Annotated in this window: 4 protein-coding genes; 2 read left to right on the forward strand and 2 right to left on the reverse strand. The window is 73.9% G+C overall.

From position 1 onward, the window contains the following. Nucleotides 1–14,683, reverse strand: a 14,683-nt coding sequence (locus ACFWVE_RS24885; RefSeq protein ID WP_384017955.1) for an amino acid adenylation domain-containing protein, incomplete at its 3' end; no start/stop codon positions are given. 543 nt (nucleotides 14,684–15,226) lie between these two features. Between ACFWVE_RS24885 and ACFWVE_RS24890 the strand changes: the two genes are divergently transcribed. Both ACFWVE_RS24890 and ACFWVE_RS24895 read left to right on the forward strand, forming a co-directional pair. Then, the gene (locus ACFWVE_RS24890) at nucleotides 15,227–16,876 is read left to right on the forward strand and encodes an MFS transporter (RefSeq protein WP_384017958.1); all 1,650 of its coding nucleotides are present in this window, start codon (nucleotides 15,227–15,229) and stop codon (nucleotides 16,874–16,876) included. Between the two features lie 134 nt (nucleotides 16,877–17,010). After that, entirely contained in the window at nucleotides 17,011–17,433 is a 423-nt protein-coding gene (locus ACFWVE_RS24895; RefSeq protein ID WP_384017961.1) for a transposase, read from the forward strand. Nucleotides 17,434–17,976: 543 nt separating this feature from the next. On the opposite strand, the gene ACFWVE_RS24900 is transcribed toward ACFWVE_RS24895, so the two are convergent. After that, on the reverse strand, nucleotides 17,977–18,858 hold the full coding sequence (locus ACFWVE_RS24900) for a DUF6183 family protein (protein WP_384017964.1): 882 nt from the start codon (nucleotides 18,856–18,858) through the stop codon (nucleotides 17,977–17,979). Between the last annotated feature and the right edge of the window lie 65 nt (nucleotides 18,859–18,923).

Here is an 18,923-nt window from a genome sequence, read left to right on the forward strand (position 1 = left end):
CCCCCACCACATCGGCACCGACGTCGGACGACGACACCCGGCGCACGCACCGGGCAGCATCCACCGAACCCCGCTCACCCACCTCCAACGCCCAGACCAGTCCGCCCGCCGTCCGGGTCAGCCGCAGCCGCAGGGCGTCGTGGTGGTCCAGCAGCGCCTGCACCGCCGATGTCAGCCGCTCCTGCCCCAGCCCGCCCGGGACCTGGAGCAGCACCGACTGGTGGAAGGCGTCGACGGGGCCGCGACGCTCGCGCAACCGGTGGACGATCGGGGTGAGTTCGACGGGTCCGGTCCCGTCGTCCTCGGCGCGGACGGCCGGCCGGTCGTCCGCGCGTCTGCTGACCCGCGCGAGTTCGGCCACCGTCTGGTGGGTGAAGACGTCGCGCGGGGTGAGAACGAGACCGGCCCGCCGCGCCCGGCTGACCAGCTGGATCGACATGATGCTGTCCCCGCCCAGCGCGAAGAACCCGTCGTCCACGCCCACGCTCCCGACACCGGCGCCGAGCAGTTCGGCGAAGATGCGGCAGAGGGTCTCCTCGGCCGGGGTGCGCGGGGCGCGTCCTTTGTCCGCCGTGCCGGTGGGGTCGGGCACGGGCAGGGCCGCGCGGTCCAGCTTGCCGTTGGGGGTGACGGGGAGGGCGTCGAGCACCATGATCTCGGCGGGGACCAGGTACTCGGGCAGGGTGTCGGCGACCCGGCGACGCACCTGTCCGCCGTCCAGGGTGCGGCCCCGCTCGGGCACGACGTAGCCGACCAGGCGCCGGCCGCCGGAGGGAGCCTCGTGGGCCACGACCACGGCGGCGCTCACGCCCTCCTGCTCGCCGAGCGCGGCTGCGGCCTCGCCCGGCTCGACGCGTACGCCACCGATCTTGACTTGGTCGTCGACGCGGCCCAGGTACTCCAGTTCGCCGTTCTCCGTCCAGCGGGCGAGGTCGCCGCTGCGGTACATCCGGGCGCCGGGCGGTCCGAAGGGGTCGGCGACGAAGCTCTCCGCCGTGGTGCCGGGGCGGCCCAGATAGCCGCGGGCCAGCTGGGCACCGGCGATCCACAGCTCGCCGGAGGCGCCCGGCGGTACCGGCTCCAGGGCCGCGTCGAGGACATACAGGCGGGTGTTGGCGACCGGGTGGCCGAGCGGCGGCGGGCCCTCGGGGTCGGCGGGGCAGCGCCACCAGGTGACGTCGATGGTGGCCTCGGTGGGACCGTACTGGTTGAACAGAGCCACACCTGAGGCGCCGAGCACGTCGTGGAAACGCCGTACGAGGTCGGCGGGCAGGGCCTCGCCGCCCGAGAACACCCGGCGCAGCCCGGTGCAGCCGGCGGCGGCCGACTGCTCCAGGAAGGCGCGCAGGACGGTCGGCACGAAGTGCGCGGTGGTGACGGACCGGTCCCTTATCAGCTCGGCGAGCCGGGCGGGGTCGCGGTGCGCCTCGGGCTCGGCGACGACCACGGCGGCACCGGCGAGCACCGGCCACAACAGCTCCCACACGGAGACGTCGAAGCCGGCGGAGGCCTTGTGCAGCACCCGGTCGTCGGACTGGAGACCGTACTGCTCCTGCATGCCCCACAGACGGTTGACGACGGCCCGGTGCGGGACGGCGACGCCCTTGGGGCGCCCCGTCGAGCCGGAGGTGTGGATGACGTAGGCGGTGCTGTCGCGGTGCGGCGCCGCGAACCCGGCGGTGGGCCCTGAGGCGTCCTGTGGTCCGGGCGTCCCGTCGAGCGGTAGGACCGGGGCCCGCACGGCGGAGGGCAGCAGGCGGCGCGCCTCCTCCGTGGTCACCACGCACACCGGGTCGGTGTCGGCGAGCAGCAGGGCGATGCGCTCGGCCGGGAGGTCGGGGTCCACGGGCACGTACGCGGCACCGGTCCGCAGGACCGCGTGCAGGGCCACGGGCAGGCCGGTCGAGCGCGGGACGAGCACCGCGACGCGGCGCTCCGATCGGGCCCCGAGCGCGCGCAGGCGGCGGGCGAGGGCGTCGACGCGGGTGTCCAGCTGTGCGTAGGTGAGCCGGTCGGCGCCGCAGACGACGGCCTCGGCGTGCGGGGTGCGCGCGACGCGGCCGGCGAGGAGTTCGGGCACGGTGGCGGACGGGACGTCCATGGCGGTGTCGTTCCAGTCGGTGAGTACCCGCCGGCGTTCGTCGTCGGCGGTGGTGGCGGCCCGGGACACGGTGAGGTCCGGGTCGTCGGCGAAGGACTCCAGGAGCCGGGTCCAGCGCCGGGTGAGAAGCCGTACCGCCGCGGAGGTGAAGCGGTCCGCGCGGTATTCGACACGGCCGTCGATCCCGTCCGGAGCGCCCTCGGGGGTGCGGTGTTCGGCCATGTTGAAGGAGAGGTCGAAGCGGGCGGTGGCGGCGCCGATGCGGATCGGCTCGGCGGTGAGGCCGGGGAGTTCGACGGTGTCGCGGGTGAGCTCGGGCTGGGCGGCCAGCATCACCTGGAACAGCGGGTTGCGGTCCAGGGAGCGGGGCACGCCCAGGTGGTCGACGAGACGCTCGAAGGGCACGTCCTGGTGGGCGTAGGCAGTGAGGTCGGTCTCCCGCACCCGCCGCAGCAGCTCGCGGAAGTCCGGGTCGCCGCTGGTGTCGGTGCGCAGGACGAGCGTGTTGACGAAACATCCGACGAGGTCCTCCAGCACCTCGTCACCGCGCCCGGCCACGGCCGTGCCGAGCGGGATGTCCGTACCGGAGCCGAGGCGGGTCAGCAGCGTGGCGAGGGCGGCCTGGAGCGTCATGAAGACGGTGGCGGAGTGCTCGCGGGCCAGTCCCGCCAGGCGGGCGTGGAGCGGTGCCGGGATGTGGAAGAGGTACGAGCCGCCGGGTGCGGTGCCGGTGGAGTCACCTGATGCGACGGTGGTGGTGTCACCGGACGCGGCGGCGGTGAGGTCCATGGGCAGGTCGATGCGGTCCGGCAGGTCCGCGAGCCGCTGCCGCCAGTGCGCGAGCTGACGGCCCGTCACCCCGTCCGCGCCGTCGTCGGCGAGCAGGTCGTGCTGCCACAGGCTGTAGTCGGCGTACTGGACCGGCAGCGGGGCCCAGTCGGGCGCCTGCCCCCGCGTACGGCTGCGGTAGGCGGTGGACAGGTCGGCCGCCAGCGGTCCGAACGACCAGCCGTCGGCGGCGATGTGGTGCAGCACCAGTGCCAGGACGTGGTCGTCCTCCCCCAGCTCGAACAGGGCCGCCCGCAGCGGGATCTCGGCAGCCAGGTCGAAGGGCCGGCGGACGGTCCGCTCCAGCTCGGTGGTCAGGTCCGTCTCCGCGACGTGGACCGCCTCCAGTTCCGGGCTGGCCCGCTCGGCATCGGCGTCCAGGATCTCCTGGCGGGGGCGGCCGTCGACGTCGGGGAAGACGGTGCGCAGCGCCTCGTGGCGGGTGGTCAGGTCGGCAAGCGCGACGCGCAGCGCGGGGAGGTCGAGGGGACCGCGCAGCCGCAGCACCACCCGCATGTGGTAGCCGTCCGTGGCGCCCTCGGCGAACTGGTGCAGGAACCACAGGCGGCGCTGGGCAAAGGACAGCGGGATGTCGTCGGGCCTGGTGCCGGCGGCGGGACGGGGACGGGGCGGGACGCCGGCAGCGGCGGCGACGCGTTCGGCGAGTTCCGCGATCGTGGGGGCCTCGAAGACGGCGCGGACCGGCAGGTCGGCGCCGAGCGCGTTGCGTATGTGGGTGACGAGGCGGGTGGCGAGCAGCGAGTGCCCGCCCAGGTCGAAGAAGCTGTCGTCGATGCCGATCCGGCCGACGCCGAGGAGCCGCGCGTACAGGCCGCACAGCACTTCCTCGAGCGGCGTGCGCGCCTCGCGGCCACCGTCCGCCGCGGAGCCGTCCGCGGCGCCGGGGTCGGGCAGGGCGCGGCGGTCGACCTTGCCGTTGGGGGTGAGCGGCAGCCGGTCCAGGACGACGAACGCGGAAGGCACCATGTAGCCGGGCAGGCCGGCCGCGGCGTGGCGGCGCAACTCGGCCGGAGCCGGGATGCTCCCGAGCCCGGCCCCGGTTCCAGTCTCCGGGACGACGTAGGCGACCAGTCGAAGGTCGCCCTCGGGCGTGTCCCGGCGTACGTCCGCGACGGCGCGGGCGACCGCCTCGTGGCTCTCCAGGACCGCCTCGATCTCGCCGAGTTCGACACGGTGGCCGCGCACCTTGACCTGATGGTCGGCGCGGCCGAGGTGGTCCAGGCGGCCGTCCGCGGTCCAGCGGGCCAGGTCGCCGGTGCGGTACATGCGGGTGCCGGGCCCGCCGTACGGGTCGGCGAGGAAGCGCTCGGCGGACGGACCGGGGCGGCCCGCGTAACCCCGGGTGACGCCGGGACCGGCCAGGTAGAGCTCGCCGGGCGTTCCGGCGGGGACCATGCGCAGCCGGTGGTCCAGGACGTAGGCACGGACGCCCGGGCGGGGACGGCCGATCAGGAAGCGCCCGTCGGACCGCCGTGCCCCGGGCTCGCCCACCGCCTGGAAGGTGCTGCTCATGGTCGCCTCGGTGGGCCCGTACTGGTTGACGACCAGCGGGTTCCCGAGGGCGGTCGTCTGCCGGAGATGGCTTTCGGTGAGCACTTCGCCGCAGGTCATCACCAACCGCGGGGAGGGGCGTTCGCCGACGGGCAGCTGTGCCGCCTCCTCGTTCAGGGCGGCCAGCAGGGACGGTACGACGGAGAGCAGCACGGTGACCCGGTGGTGGCGCATGACGCGGACGAGGGCGCGTGCGTCGTTGGCCTCGTCGGACGGCACCATGACGACACGCCCGCCGGCGGCCAGGGTGCCGAGGATGTCGCGCACCGAGGGGTCGAAGGAGACGGACGCCAGGTTGAGCACGACGTCGTCGGGGCCGAGCCGGGCGATCCCGGAAGTCAGGTACGAGAAGTAGGCGGCGACTCCCTGGTGCGGCACCACGACCGCCTTGGGCCGCCCGGTGGAACCCGAGGTGTGGATGACGTAGGCCGGGTGGCCTGGCGTCAGCGGTGCGGTGCGCTCGTCGTCGGTGGGGTCGCCGTCCGGCAGGGCGCGCAGCGCGCGTCCGGTGTCCGGATCGTCGAGCCGTACGGCGCCGGAGCGGACGTCCTCGGGGAGCGACGCGGCTGCCTCGGTGGTGGTCAGCACCGTCACCGGCCCGGCGTCGCCGAGCATGTACGCGATGCGGTCCGCCGGGTAACCGGGGTCCACCGGGAGATACGCCGCGCCGGCCTTGAGGACCGCCAGCAGGGCCACCACCAGTTCCGGGGAGCGGGGCACCGCGACGGCGACGGTTCGTTCGGGCCCGGCGCCCCGGGCGATGAGCAGGCGGGCGAGGCGGTTGGCGCGGGCGCGCAGTTCGCGGTGGGTGAGCCGCTCGTCCCCGAAGAGAACCGCTGGGGTGTCGGGGGTGGTGGCCGTCCGGTCCTCGGGGATGCCGGTGACGATGCCGGCTGCCGTGGTCCCGTCCTGTGCTCCCTGCCAGGCGGTCAGCAGGTGGCCGCGTTCGCGCGGGGTGAGGACTCCGGCGCGGCCGGCGGGCCGGTCCAGGCCGTCGCCGAGCTCCTCGAAGAGGCGCACCAGCCGGTCCATGAGTGCTTCGGCGGCGGCCCGGTCGTAGGCGGAGGTGTGGTAGCCGAGGGCGAGGTGCATCCGCTCGCCGGGGGTGGCGAGCAGCCGCAGCGGGTAGCTCGTGGCCACTCCACCGTCGACGGCGGAGACACGGATGCCGTCCGCCGGCCGGAACACGGCCGGGTCCAGCGGGAAGTTGAGGAACACCACCATCGTGTCGGCGAGCGCTCCGGCACTGGTCTGCCGCTGGATCTCCGGCAGTCCGAGGTGCTGGTGGGCGGCGAGACGGGACTGCTCGTCCTGCAGCCGGCGCAGAACGGCGGCCATCGGCCGCACCGGGTCGAGACGCACCCGCACCGGAACGGTGCTGATGAACAGACCGATGACGGACTCCACGTCCTCGACGTCGGCCGGGCGGCCCGCGTTCGGAGCGTCGAGGACGACGTCGTCGCGACCCGTCAGCGCGCCGATCAGGGTGGCCCACGCACCCTGCACCAGGGTGGCCGGTGTCAGGCCGTGGCGGCGGCAGTGCGCGGTCAGGCGGGACGTCAGGTCCGTGGGCAGCAGGCGCTCCACGACCCCGTGCCCGGGGTCGTACGCCGTACTGCCGGTGGCGTGGTCCGTCCGGCTGCCGGTCACCGGCACCACGAGGGTCGGTTCGGCGCCGTCGAGCGCCTGCCGCCACGCCTGCCGTGCCGCGTCCTTGTCCTGCCGGGCGAGCCAGGACAGGTACCGCTCGAACTGGGGCGCCGGGGAGAGGGAGTCCGGCTCGGCGTAGGCGGTCAGCAGTTCGTTCAGCAGCAGCGGCTGCGACCAGCCGTCGAGCAGGATGTGGTGGTAGGTCACGATCATCGTGTGCCGGTGCGGGGTCAGCCGTGCCAGCGCCACGCGCAGCAGCGGCGGCCGAGCCGGGTCGAACGGGGTCTCCCGCTCCGCGGTCCGCAGTTCGGCGAGCCGCGACTCCCGTTCCGGTTCGGAGGTCGTGGACAGGTTCGTCTCCCGCCAGGGCGGTTCCACCTCGCCGGAGACGATCTGCACCGGGCCCGCGTCCGCGTCGTGCACGAAGGCGGCCCGCAGGCTGCCGTGCCGGGCCAGCAGCCGGGCCCAGGCGGTGCGCAGCCGTGCCGGGTCGAGGGGGCCGTCCAGCGTGAGCGACAGCTGGACGGTGTAGTCGTCCACCCGGGCCCGGCCGTCCTCCCCGGCCTGCGCGGCGGCCAGGGACTCGAAGAGCAGACCCTCCTGCAACGGTGTCAGCGGGAGGATCGGCATGTCCGTCGGGCCCGGGTACGGGGCGGTCAGCCGCTCCCGCACCGGCGCCGGTACCGGCAGCGGGGGCTCCTCGCGTGCCGCTTCCGGCGATTCGGTGACGTCGGTGTCCTCGGCCTCCCGCGCCACGGAGGCGAGAACCGCGACGGTGGGGTGCGCGAAGACGTCACGGACGACCAGGCCGATCCCCGCCCGGCGCGCGGCGCCCACCAGCCGCATGGCCAGCACGCTGTCGCCGCCCAACGCGAAGAAACTGTCGTCGATCCCCACGTGCGGGATACCCAGCAACTGGGCGAAGATGGCGCACAAGGCCTGCTCGGTCGCGTCGCGCGGCGCCCGGCTGTCCGGTGCGGCCGCGAAGTCCGGTGCCGGAAGGGCAGCGCGGTCCAGCTTGCCGTTCGCGGTGAGCGGCAGCTCCGCCAGCACCACGAAGGCGGCGGGCACGAGGGCCTCCGGCAGGGTGCGTTCGGCAAGGGTCCGCAGTTCGGCCGGGAGCACGGCGAGCCTGCGGGCGAGGCCCGGCTCGTTGGTGCGCCGTGCCGGGGCCGGGACGGATTCCGTCGCGGACCGGTAGGCGCACAGCACTTCACCGGTCACGGCGTCCGGGGTGACCTCACCGGCCAGGGGGTCCGAGGTGTCCGTGCGCCGGAAGACGGCGTCCACCGCGCCGGGGCCGGTCACCGACGGCGCCACGGCTACGCGGTAGCCCAGTTCCTCGGCGAGGGCGTACAGGTCCTCGGGGTCCACCGCGCCGGGCACCGGGACGTCGTCCGCGAGGACGCGCGCGGCACGGGCGGGTTCGGCCCCCTCGTCCAGCCGCCCGGCCGCCAGAACCTGCCGCGCGGTGCGCTCGTCGGGGAGCCCCGACACGCGCAGTTGGGCCGGGCGAGTCGTGGACAGGGTGTGCCGCAGCCCGTCCAGGCGTGTTCCGTCGCCGGCGTCGTGGCTGTCGGCCGGCGACGCCGCCACGGCTGCCGGGGCCGTGTGCAGGACGACGTCATAGCGGTAGCGGCTCAGTTCGTTGCGGTACCTGCCCCGTTTCACCTGGACGTCCGCGGCGGTGAAGGGACTGCCGGGACCGGTCCGTCCGGTGAACCAGGCGGGGGCGACGAGGAGTTCGTTCTCGTTCAGCAGGGCCCGGCCTATGGACCGGCGCAGCGCCGCGGGGCCGGTGTGTCGGCCCGGAGGGAGGCGGACGAGGTGCTTCTCCGTCTCGAAGACGCGGGCGGCCCGCAGGTCCCGTACGTCACCGACGAAGATCCGCCCGCCGGGTGCCAGCAGCGGCGCGACGGCGCGGATCACCCGGTCCAGGTAGCCGGCGTCCGGGAAGTACTGGATCACCGAGTTCAGTACGACGGTGTCGAAGAACCCGGTGGGCAGGCCCTCGGTGTCGTCCGCCGTCTGGCACCGCAGGGTGACGCGGCCGGCGAGGCGGCCGGGCAGCCGGTCGCGCAGCGTGCCGATCACCGCGGCGGAGAAGTCGGTCGCCCAGTAGGTCTCGGTGTCCCCGGCGAGCCGCGACAGCAGCAGGCCCGCACCGACGCCGATCTCCAGCAGGCGTACGGGACGCAGGGCGCGGATCCGCTCCACGGTCGCGTCGCGCCAGCGGCTCATCTCCCGGTACGGGAGGGGCCGGCCGTCGTAGCTGCTGTCCCAGCTGGAGAAGTCGTCGCCGAAGGCGGGGAGTTCGCCGGCCGGAAGCTCTCCGGCGGCGCTCGGTGCGGACGGTGTCCGGGCGGCGGGCGCGTAGACCGACTCCCAGACGGCGTTCCACTCCTGTACCTGTACCTGTGCCTGTGCCTGCTCGGACCCGGACACGTCCGTGTCACGCCCGTGGAGGGCCGGCACCACGTAGGCGGTGAGCTGCCGTCGGCCCGGCTCGTCCTCCCGGACGATCACCGCGGCCCGGCTCACCGCCGGGTGCCCGGCGAGTGCGGCCTCGATCTCGGCGGGCTCGGCGCGCACCCCTCGGATCTTGATCTGGTGGTCGGTCCGGCCCAGGTACTCCAGTGTGCCGTCGCCGCGCCACCGCGCCAGGTCGCCGGTGCGGTACATGCGGCTCCCCGCAGGGCCGAAGGGGTCGGCCACAAAGCGGAGCGCGGTCGTCCCGGGCAGGGCCGGGTAACCGCGGGCGAGCTGGCGTCCCGCCAGGTACAACTCACCCGCGACGCCCGGGGCGACCGGCCGGAGCGCCGCGTCAAGCACGTACACCCGGGTGTTGTCCACCGGACCGCCGAGGGGGACCGTGCCCGTCCCGGCAGGCCCCGTGGTGCCCGTCCCGGCGGGGACGCAACTCCACCGGGTGACGTCGATGGCCGCCTCGGTCGGCCCGTACAGATTGAACAACGGAACGCCGAGGAGGCCGAGGCAGGTGTCGGCGAGTTCGGCCAAAAGCGCCTCGCCGCTGCAGATCACGCGCCGCAGCCCGGCCCTCGCCGCGGCTGCGGCGGGCTCGTCGAGGAAGTCGAGGAACATCCGGAGCATCGACGGGACGAAGTGCACCGTCGTCACCCGGTGGGTCTCGATGGCCGCCGCCAGGTACTCCGGGTCGCGGTGCCCGCCGGGGCGTGCTACGACCACCGTGGCGCCCGTGGTCAGCGGCCACAGCAGCTCCCACACGGACACGTCGAATCCGACGGGCGTCTTGTGCAGCACCCGGTCGTCGGCGGTCAGGGCGAACTCCCGCTGCATGCCCAGCACCCGGTTGACGATGGCCTCGTGGGAGACGACGACGCCCTTCGGGCGGCCGGTCGAGCCCGAGGTGAAGATCATGTAAGCGGCCGAGCCGGGCGCCACGGGGACCGGCGAGGACAGGGCTCCACCGTCACCGGCGGGCGCGCCGTCCCCGAGGAGGATCGTGTCCGGGCCGCTGAGGCGGGGGATCCGCTCGACGAGGCCGCGCGTGGTGAGGACGCAGGCCGGGGCCGCGTCGTCCAGCAGCAGCCCGATCCGCTCCGCCGGCAGGTCCGGGTCCACCGGCACGTACACCGCGCCCGCGCGCAGCACGGCGTGGACGGCGACGAGCAGGTTCGCCGAACGCGGCACGGCGACGGCCACGCGGGTCTCGGGCACGGCCCCACGCCCGCGCAGCAGCGCCGCGAGCGCCGCCACCCGGGCGTCGAACTCGGCGTACGTCAGCTCCTCGGTACCGCCCCCGCCGTCCCCGTACACCACGGCGGTCGCGTCGGGCGTGGCCGCCGCCCGTGCCGCGACCAGTCCGGGCACGGTGACGGGCGGCACCGGCACGGCGGTGTCGTTCCACTCCGCCAGCACCTGCCGCCGCTCCTTCGGGAGGAGCACGTCGACGGTGCCGACGGTCCGGGTGGGGTCGACGACCGGCCCCTCCAGCAACCGCACCAGCCGTTCACCGACGAGGGCGATGTCCTCCGGCGAGAAGACGCCGATCCGGTAGCCGAACCGCAGGCTGAGCCCGGCGGTTTCCGGCACCACCAGCAGGGTCAACGCATAGTGGGTACCCGCGTGGACGTGCGGATCGGTGATGCCGAGGCCGGGGCCCGGCCGGAAGGTGGCCGGGTCGACGGGAAAGTTTTCGAAGGTCAGGACGGTGTCGAAGAGCCGGTCGAGCCCGGTCGGGCGGGTGATGTCCGGCAGGCCCAGGTGCGCGGCGGCCGTGAGGCGCGACTGTTGGCGCTGCATCCCGCGCAGGACACCGGGCAGGTCGTCCGCCGGACGCAGCCGTACGCGCACGGGGACGGTGTCGACGAACAGCCCGACCATGGACTCGGCCCCGTCGATCTCGGCGGGACGGCTGGCGACCGTGGTGCCGAACACGACGTCGTCGCGCCCGGTCAGCCCGGCCAGGAGGAGGGCCCAGGCGCCCTGGACGACGGTGTTGAGGGTGAGGCCGTGCGCGGCGGCCAGGTCCCGCAGGGCGTCGGTGGTACGGGCCGGCAGGTCGACGGTGTACCGTCCCTGCGCCGGCTCCGCCGCTTCGGCGGCGTCCGGCACGAGGAGCGTCGGTGCGTCGAGCCCGCCGAGCGCGGCACTCCACTCGGCGCGGGCCGCGTCACGGTCCTGCCGTCCGAGCCAGGACAGGTACGCGCGTGGCGGGCTCGCCGGCGGCAGGGGCTCGTCGTGGTACAGCGCGAACAGCTCACGGCCCAGCAGGGGCAGCGACCAGCCGTCGAGCAGCATGTGGTGGTGGGTGAAGAGCACGGCGTGCCGCTCGGGGGCGAGCCGCACCAGGGCGATCCGCAGCAGCGGGGGGCGTGCCAGGTCGAAGCGTCCGGCCCGCTCCTCGGCGGCGATCTGCCGCAGTCGCCGGTCCCGCTCCTGGGCGTCGGTGTCCGTGGGCGGCTCCGTGAGGTCCACGTCGCGCCAGGGCAGCTCGACGTCGTCGAGCACCACCTGCGCCGGTACGTCGGCGGCGTCGGCGACGAACGCGGAGCGCAGGACGGGGTGCCGGCTCAGCAGGGCGTGCCAGGCCGCACGCAGCCGGTGCCCGTCCAGCGGGCCCTCGACCGTGAAGCCGAGCTGCACGGTGTAGTCGTCGTCCCCGGCGGCCTGCGCGTCGTGCAGGGACTGGAACAGCAGGCCCTGTTGTACGGGAGTCAGGGGCAGGGCGTCCGAGAGCCGCGGATAGCGGGCGCGCAGGCGCCGGATTTCTGTCTCGGCGAACAGGGCGGCGTCCGAGGGCTCCGGTACCGGGGAGGCGTCGTCCGTGGCGTCCTCCTGCGGGACCGCGCGGGCGGCGAGGTCCACCACGGTCGGGTGCTCGAACACGTCGCGCAGGGCGATGGTCAGTCCCTCGCGGCGTGCGGCGGCGACCATGCGCATCGCCGAGACGCTGTCGCCGCCGAGGGCGAAGAAGTCGTCGTCGATGCTCACACCCGGTGTGTCGAGCAGGTCGGCGCAGAGCCGGCAGAGGGTCTCCTCGACCGGGTTCCGTGGCGTCCGGCCGCCGCCGGGGACGGCCGCCGCCGGCGCGGGCAGCGCGGCCCGGTCGAGCTTGCCGTTCGCCGTCAGGGGCAGTTCCGGGAGGGTCATGAAGGCGGCGGGCACCATGTACGGGGGGAGGCGCCGCGCCAGCGCCGCGGCCAGCTCGTGTTCGCCTGCCACCGGCTCCGTGCCCGGGACGAGGTACGCCGTCAGCTGCCGCCGGCCCGGCGTGTCCTCGCGGAGCACGACCGCGGCACGGTCCACGCCCGGCTGCTGCACGAGCACGGCCTCGATCTCGCCCGGCTCGATACGGTGTCCGCGCACCTTGACCTGCTGGTCCGCCCGGCCCACGTAGGCGAGCCGGCCGTCCCGCGTCCACCGTACGAGGTCGCCGGTCCGGTACATGCGTGTGCCGGGGGCGCCGAAGGGGTCGGCCACGAAGCGCTCGGCCGTCAGGCCGGGCCGTCCCGCGTACCCGCGCGCCAGTCCGGCGCCGGCGATGTACAGCTCGCCCACCACGCCGGGCGGCACGGGGCGTGCCGCCCCGTCCAGCACGTACACCGCGGTACCGGCGATCGGCCGTCCGATGGTGACCGTCGCCGCTTCGGCGTCCTCGGCCGACAGGTCCGCCGCGGTCGACCAGACCGTCGTCTCCGTGGGTCCGTAGACGTTGGTCACCGACGCGGCGGACGCGACGAGTTCACGCGCGAGTGCGGCCGGCAGCGCCTCACCGCCGACGAGGACCCGGACGCCGCCGAGGACGGGGGCGACCTCCGCGGACACCGCCTGCCACAGGCTCGGCGTCGCCTGCATCACCGAGACATCCTCGGTCAGCAGCAGTCGCCGCAGCCGTGCCGGGTCGCGTGTCTCGTCAGGTCCGGCCACCACCACCGCGGCACCGGCCACCAGGGGCGCGAGCAGCTCCAGGTTGGCGATGTCGAAGCCCAGCGTGGTCACGGCGAGCAGGCGGTCGCCGCCGCCGAGGCCGGCCCGCCCGGCCATGTCCAGCAGCAGATTGGCGAGGCTCGACCGGGGGACGACCACGCCCTTGGGCCGTCCTGTCGACCCCGAGGTGAAGATGACGTACGCCGCGGCCGCACCGTGCACCGTGGCGGGCGGCGCTGCGACGCCGGCCTCCGCGGGGGCATGAGCATGGGTGTGGGCGTCGGCGGGGGCGACGTCCCACGGCCCGTCGGTCAGCACGCGTCGTGGGCCCCGCGGCACCCGCTCGGCCAGTTCGTCCGTCGTCAGGACCACGGCCGGCCGTGCCTCGGCCACCATGAGTTCCAGCCGCTCCGCCGGGTGCGACAGGTCCAGCGGCAGATAGGCGGCGCCGGAACGCAGGCAGGCCAGCACGCCGGCCACCAGGTCCACCGAGCGTGGCAGCGCCAGCGCCACGCGGTCCTCCGGCCCCACTCCGTGACCGGTCAGGACGCCGGCCAGCCGGGCCACCCGACCGACCAGTTCGCCGTACGTCAGGGACGCTCCCCCGGCGGTCACCGCGACGGCGTCCGGAGTCCGGGCCGCCTGCGCCGCGACCAGCCGCCACGGGTCGCTCTCCGAGGTCCTCCCCGGGGCGCTCCCCGGGGCGTTTTCCGCGTCGCTCTCCCCGGCGGGGGCGACATTGCCGGCGGCTCCGGCGCCACCGGACCAACCGCCCAGCACGCACCGGCGCTCGTCCTCGTCGAGCAGGTCGCCGTGGCCGATCGGCCGCGCGGCGGCGTCGTCCCCCGCGGTGAGCCTCTCCAGCATCCGCAGGAACCGCTCGTGGTGTCCGGCCAGTTCACCGGCCGAGTACAGCTCGGGGTTCCCGTCGACGACGGCCTTGATCGCGTCGCGCTGTCCCGGGCGCCCGCCGTAGCAGGCGACCGACAGGTCGGCCACCGGCCCCACGGCCAGACTGTGCAGGGTGCCGTGGAGGCCGCCGAAGGTGAAGTTCTGGCCGAACGGCATGACGTTGACGACCGGCCCGTAGAGCCGGCCCCCCGCGAAGAGACCGAGGTCGCGGGCGAGGTCCGCCTCCGGATAGCGCTGGTGCCGCACCGCGTTCTTCATCTCGGCCGCGACCCGGGCGGTCAGCTCGCCGTACGTCAGGCCGGGGTCCACCCTCAGCCGCAGCGGGACGACGTTGGACACCATGCCGGGGGCGGCCTCCGCGACGGAACCGACGCGCGCGGTGACCGGGAAGCCCAGCACCAGGTCGTCCGCCCCGGTCATCCGGTGCAGATAGGCGGTGACGCCCGCGACGAAGGCGGCCGGCCAGCTCGACCGGCCGCTCCGCGCGACCTTCCGCATCCCCGACTCGGTCTCGGGGCTCAGCCATGAGGTCCGCCGGTGCACCGGGGCGGAAGGCGGCGCGGCCTGCTCCACCAGCCCGGCCGGTGCGGGCCGGCCGGCCATCCGTTCCAGCCAGTACGCCCGGTCGGCGCGGAAGTCGTCCGAGGCCCGGTAGGCCGCCTGCTCGTCCAGCAGTTCCCGGACCGGCCGCAGGGCGCCCTCCGCCGGGTCGCGCCCCTCGGAGAGCGCGGTGTAGACGGCCGCCGCGCGCCGTACGGCGATCCCGGCGCCGAACCCGTCGCTGATCAGATGGTGGATGCCCGAGTACCACCAGTGGCGCTGCTCGGCGACGCGGATCACCACGCTCGTGAGGTTCGGCAGGTGCCCCAGGAGGCGCGGACGCGCCATGTCTGCCTTCATCCAGGCGTGTGCCGCGGCCTCGGGGTCGGCCTCGGCCGACACGTCGACGAAGAGCTGCTCCCACGCACCGGTCGGCTCGACCCACTGACGCAGTTCACCCTCGTGCTCCCCGATCCGGACGCGGAACCCGTCGGCCTCGTCGAGGAAGCGGCGCGTCGCCTCGGCCAGCAGCGCGAGGTCGAGCGGACCGGCGATGTCGACGTAGATGCCGAGGTTGTAGGCGCGGCTCTCCGGTGCCAGCTGCTGGCCGAACCAGATGCCCGACTGTCCCGGGGTCAGCGGCAGGCCACAAGGGTGGTCGTCTAGCACGTACGTAACTCCCAGGCATACGGATGAGCGGTGAGCGTGGCGCGGCCTCGGTACCGGACCGGAAAGCCCTGGTGACCACGGCACTCACCGCGTCGACCGACCTCGGTCCGTGATGATTGACTGTCACCTCGGTGTCTAGCACGGCGAGTTGACCGGCCGGGGTACCCGCTCGCAGAAAATGATCTTCAGGTGAACTGTCCCGCACCGCGCGGGGCCTCCGCGGCGGTCGGCACCGGGTCGGAAACCGCGTATTCCGCCTGTGGCGCACGCCCGGCATTCACCCCGGCATCACTTGCGGGGACCTCTTGTTCACCTGGTTGAATCTCCCCCCAACTGCGGCGATATGTACGGTCCGGGGCGGCATCCGCCGTCCGCGGCCGGATGCCATCATCGAGCCGTCACGGCGCCTCTTCGGTTCCGCGTCCCGGGCCCTCCGCCGGCACTCACCGCGCCCCGCCCCTCCCGACCCCTTTCCCATCCCTTCCCGATGCTTTCCCGACCCTTCCCGCCGCGCCGTGCGGCAACGACCCCCCGAGGACCCTCATGGCGCAGCTCGGCACCCCTCCGATGAGCCCCGCCGAAACCCGCCGCGCGTTCCGCGCCCTGCTGCTCGGCCTCTTTGCCGGCCTGCTGTCCAGCACCGTGGTCGTCTCCGCGCTGCCCCGCGTCGTCGCCGACCTGGGTGGCAGTCAGGCCGCCTTCACCTGGGTCGTCGCGGCCACGATGGTCTCCTCCACGCTGAGTCTGCCGCTCTGGGGGAAGCTCGCCGACCTCACGGACCGCAAGACGCTGATCCAGTGCTCGCTCGGCCTGTTCGCCCTCGGGTCGGCGTGGTGCGCGCTGGCCGGTGATGTCGGGCAGCTCATCGCGGGCCGGGCCGTGCAGGGGCTGGGAGTCGGCGGGGTGAACGCGCTGGCCCAGGTCATCATGGCCGCGCTGGTCCCGCCACGAGAGCGTGGCCGGTACAACGGCCGCATCACGCTGGTCATCACGGCCGGAACGGTCGCCGGCCCCCCGCTCGGCGGCCTCCTCACCGACACCCCCGGGGTGGGCTGGCACGGCTGCTTCCATCTGGGCGTGCTCCTCGCGGCCGGCGCCGGACTCATCCTCCACCGGACACTGCGGCTGCCCGCGCCCGGGGCCGGTTCCGGGCGTGCGACGCGCGGATCCCGCCCCGATCTCTGGGGCGCGGCCCTGCTCACCGCGGCGGTCGGTACGCTCCTCCTCGCCGTCACCCGGGCCGGTGACGGCGTCCCGTGGGTGTCCTGGCCGACCGCGGGAGCGGCCTGCGCCGTGCTCGTCCTGGTCGTGCTGTTCGTCCGTCGCGAGTCACGGGCCGCCGATCCGCTGGTGCCGCTGCGCCTGTTGCGCGACCGTACCGTCGCCCTGTCGGCGCTCGCCGGTTTCGCGGTCGGACCGGCGCTGTTCGCCGCTCCCGCCCTGCTGGGTCAGTACTTCCAGACCGCCCGGGCGCAGTCGCCGGCCGTGTCGGGCCTGCTGACCCTGCCGATGATCGCGGGTCTGCTGGTGGCCTCCAGCGTCGCCGGCCGTCTGATCGCCGCGCGAGGCCGCTGGAAACGCCTCCTGACCGTCGGAGGCCTGCTGCTCGTCCTCGGCTTCTCGCTCATGGGCACCGTGGGGGCGGACACCCCACTGCCGCTGGTGAGCGCCGCCCTGTTCGCGGGAGGCGCGGGCGTCGGCATCGTCTCGCAGAACCTCGTGCTGATCGCCCAGAACGCGGCGCCGCCGGACGGCCTGGGCGCCACCACCACTTTGGTGGTCCTTTCCCGCAGCCTCGGCGGTGCACTCGGGCTCGCCGCACTCGGCTCCCTGCTGACCGCCCGCGTGGACGCCCTGTCCTCCGCACACGCCGCGGCCGGGACCGGGCTCGACGGCGGCCTGCCGGACCTGGGCGTGCTGCCGCCCTCGGCCGCGGAGAGCGTCCGGGCGGTGTACGGGCAGGCTTTCGGCGACGTGTTCGCCACCGCCGTGCCCTTCGCCCTGCTCGCGCTGACCGCCGTCCTGCTGATGCGGGAGACGCCCCTGCGCACCGCGCACGGGGAATTTGACCAGGGGCCGGGCCCCGACCCGGAACAGGAACCGGACTCCGCCCGGTATCAGGATGCCAACCCGCGCAAGGACTTGGACCAGGACCAGGACCTGGATTCCGACCTGCGCCTGCCCCGGGCTTGACTCTGCCGGGGATCTTGGAGTTTCCCTGTGTGGCAGCCTGATCAGGAGACATGCCCGGGTCGTTTCGATGACCGATGCATCTGTCGAGGTGCCCGTTGTCTCTCTGCCCCCGTTCCGGTGAGCGAGTACCGTCTTTGACCGCGCAGATCGCACGGGCGAGCAATCCGGGCGGCACGACGGCGATGTGGGTGAGGGACCGGCTGGACAGGCTGTGGTGCGACGAGGACTTCGCCGACTGGTACCCGCGCGACGGCAGGCCCTGGCTCTCGCCCGCACAGCCGGCCACCGTCTGTGTTCCGCAGTTCCTGCCCGGCCTGTCGGACCGTCAGGCGGCCGAGGTGGTGCGCTGCCGCATCGACTTCACATACGCGCCGGCCATGGAGCTGGACGATTCCGGCTTCCACCACAGCGTGCTGGCCGACTTCCGCGACCGTCTCACCCGGGGTGACCGCGCCGACCGGGCTTCGCCCTGTTATGCAGACCTTGGCACCGCCTCCATGGTGGGCGCACGCACTCCCGCGCCCAGAACTATGGTGCCCCACCACATATGCCTCTGACCTGCTCGTTCCTACGGTGTGGCGACACGCAAACGTCCCCGTCACACCCCAGGAAGTGGTGCCGATGTCGTCGCCCGCAGCCGCTCCACCAGCCCCGTCGAACCTCAAGCGCATCGTCGCCGCGTCCCTCATCGGCACCACCATCGAGTGGTACGACAACTCATTCGATCAAAGCTAGGACCTGCTGTTTTCCCGCCACCAACCCACCGGAGTCAGCACCAAACCAGCACCGGAGATTCTCGTGCTGGATGAGAGAGCGGGAAAGTACGCTCAGGCCGGCTCGGGACTCGGCCACGGACCCCGAAGGATGTCACTCACCGTAACAAGCTCACCCGATCGGACGCCGAACCGTGCCTAGACGACAACATGGAGCAGGCTCCACTCAGCGGCCAGGCTCGGGCCCGCCGTCCATCCGTGGCCCACCTGCCCCGAGCCACGGAAGCGCATATGCCCTTGACATAATTCGCGCATGTCGAGCCGTGACACCATCCAGTACGCCCCTGACGTGTGACTCCTCATGATCCCCGGCGATCCGGCGAAGGACTACTCCCCGGGATTCGCGGTCTTCGACGACTCCGCCCCCACCCTGCGCGCGTTCATTCTGGATCGTGGCGATGGCGTCAGCCTCGTCAGCGGGAGCGGTGTGGTCGGACATACCGGCGCAGCCCAACGCGAGAGGAGCGACCTGCGGGCCACCGGTTCCAAGGGTTCGAGTGTGCATGGATCCAGTGCGGCCTCGCCCATGGGCTCGTCCGGGCCGACGGCCCCGCGGCCGGCGACCGCACCGCTGCCGGTCGGGGGAACCTCCGGAAGACGCGACCGAAGCTGCTGCGGGGTTCTGACCGGCCCCAACCCCCGCACGCGGACCACGAACCGGTGCTCGACGTCCAGTCGCGTCCTGGGCAGCCGGGCCAGCGGGTGTCCCAGCTCCCGCAGTCTTTCGGCGTACGCGTCCAGACACCTCCGGCCGGTCCCCGAGCCGATCAGCGCGAGTTCCCCGAGGAGACAGGCCCGCGTCTCGGCCGCCGGATCGTGAAGGTCGTCCGGCAGCTCCCCGAACAAGGGCTCGAGGTCCCGCAGACGTTGCGCCTTCACCAGTCTCGCGGCCACCGAACGCCTCAGTCGGTCGCCTTCCTCACGGGCCTCGGTCCCCAGGGGCAGAAGCCGGCCGACGACGTCCACGGCATACACGGCGCAGTCCCGCGAGCACGTGTCGGCGAGGGTCTCGGCGATCCGCCCGACGGCCCTCGCCGCCGAGGTTCCGCCGAATCGTCCGCCGGACGCCCCGCGGCACAACCGCTCCGCCGCTTCGTACAGCTCCTGCGGCCGCTGCTCGGCCAGCCGCGTCAGCTCCACCGGACCGAACTCCTCCCACCGTCGTCGATCGGAGGCGTCGTCACCAGGTGTCGCTCGGCCGTGACTCACCTCACGAGTCTACGGGCACGGGATCAAGTAATTTTGCCCAGGCACACGTTCCATGGGTGAAGCGT

Source organism: Streptomyces sp. NPDC058632 (genome assembly GCF_042717095.1).
Classification (GTDB): Bacteria; Actinomycetota; Actinomycetes; order Streptomycetales; family Streptomycetaceae; genus Streptomyces.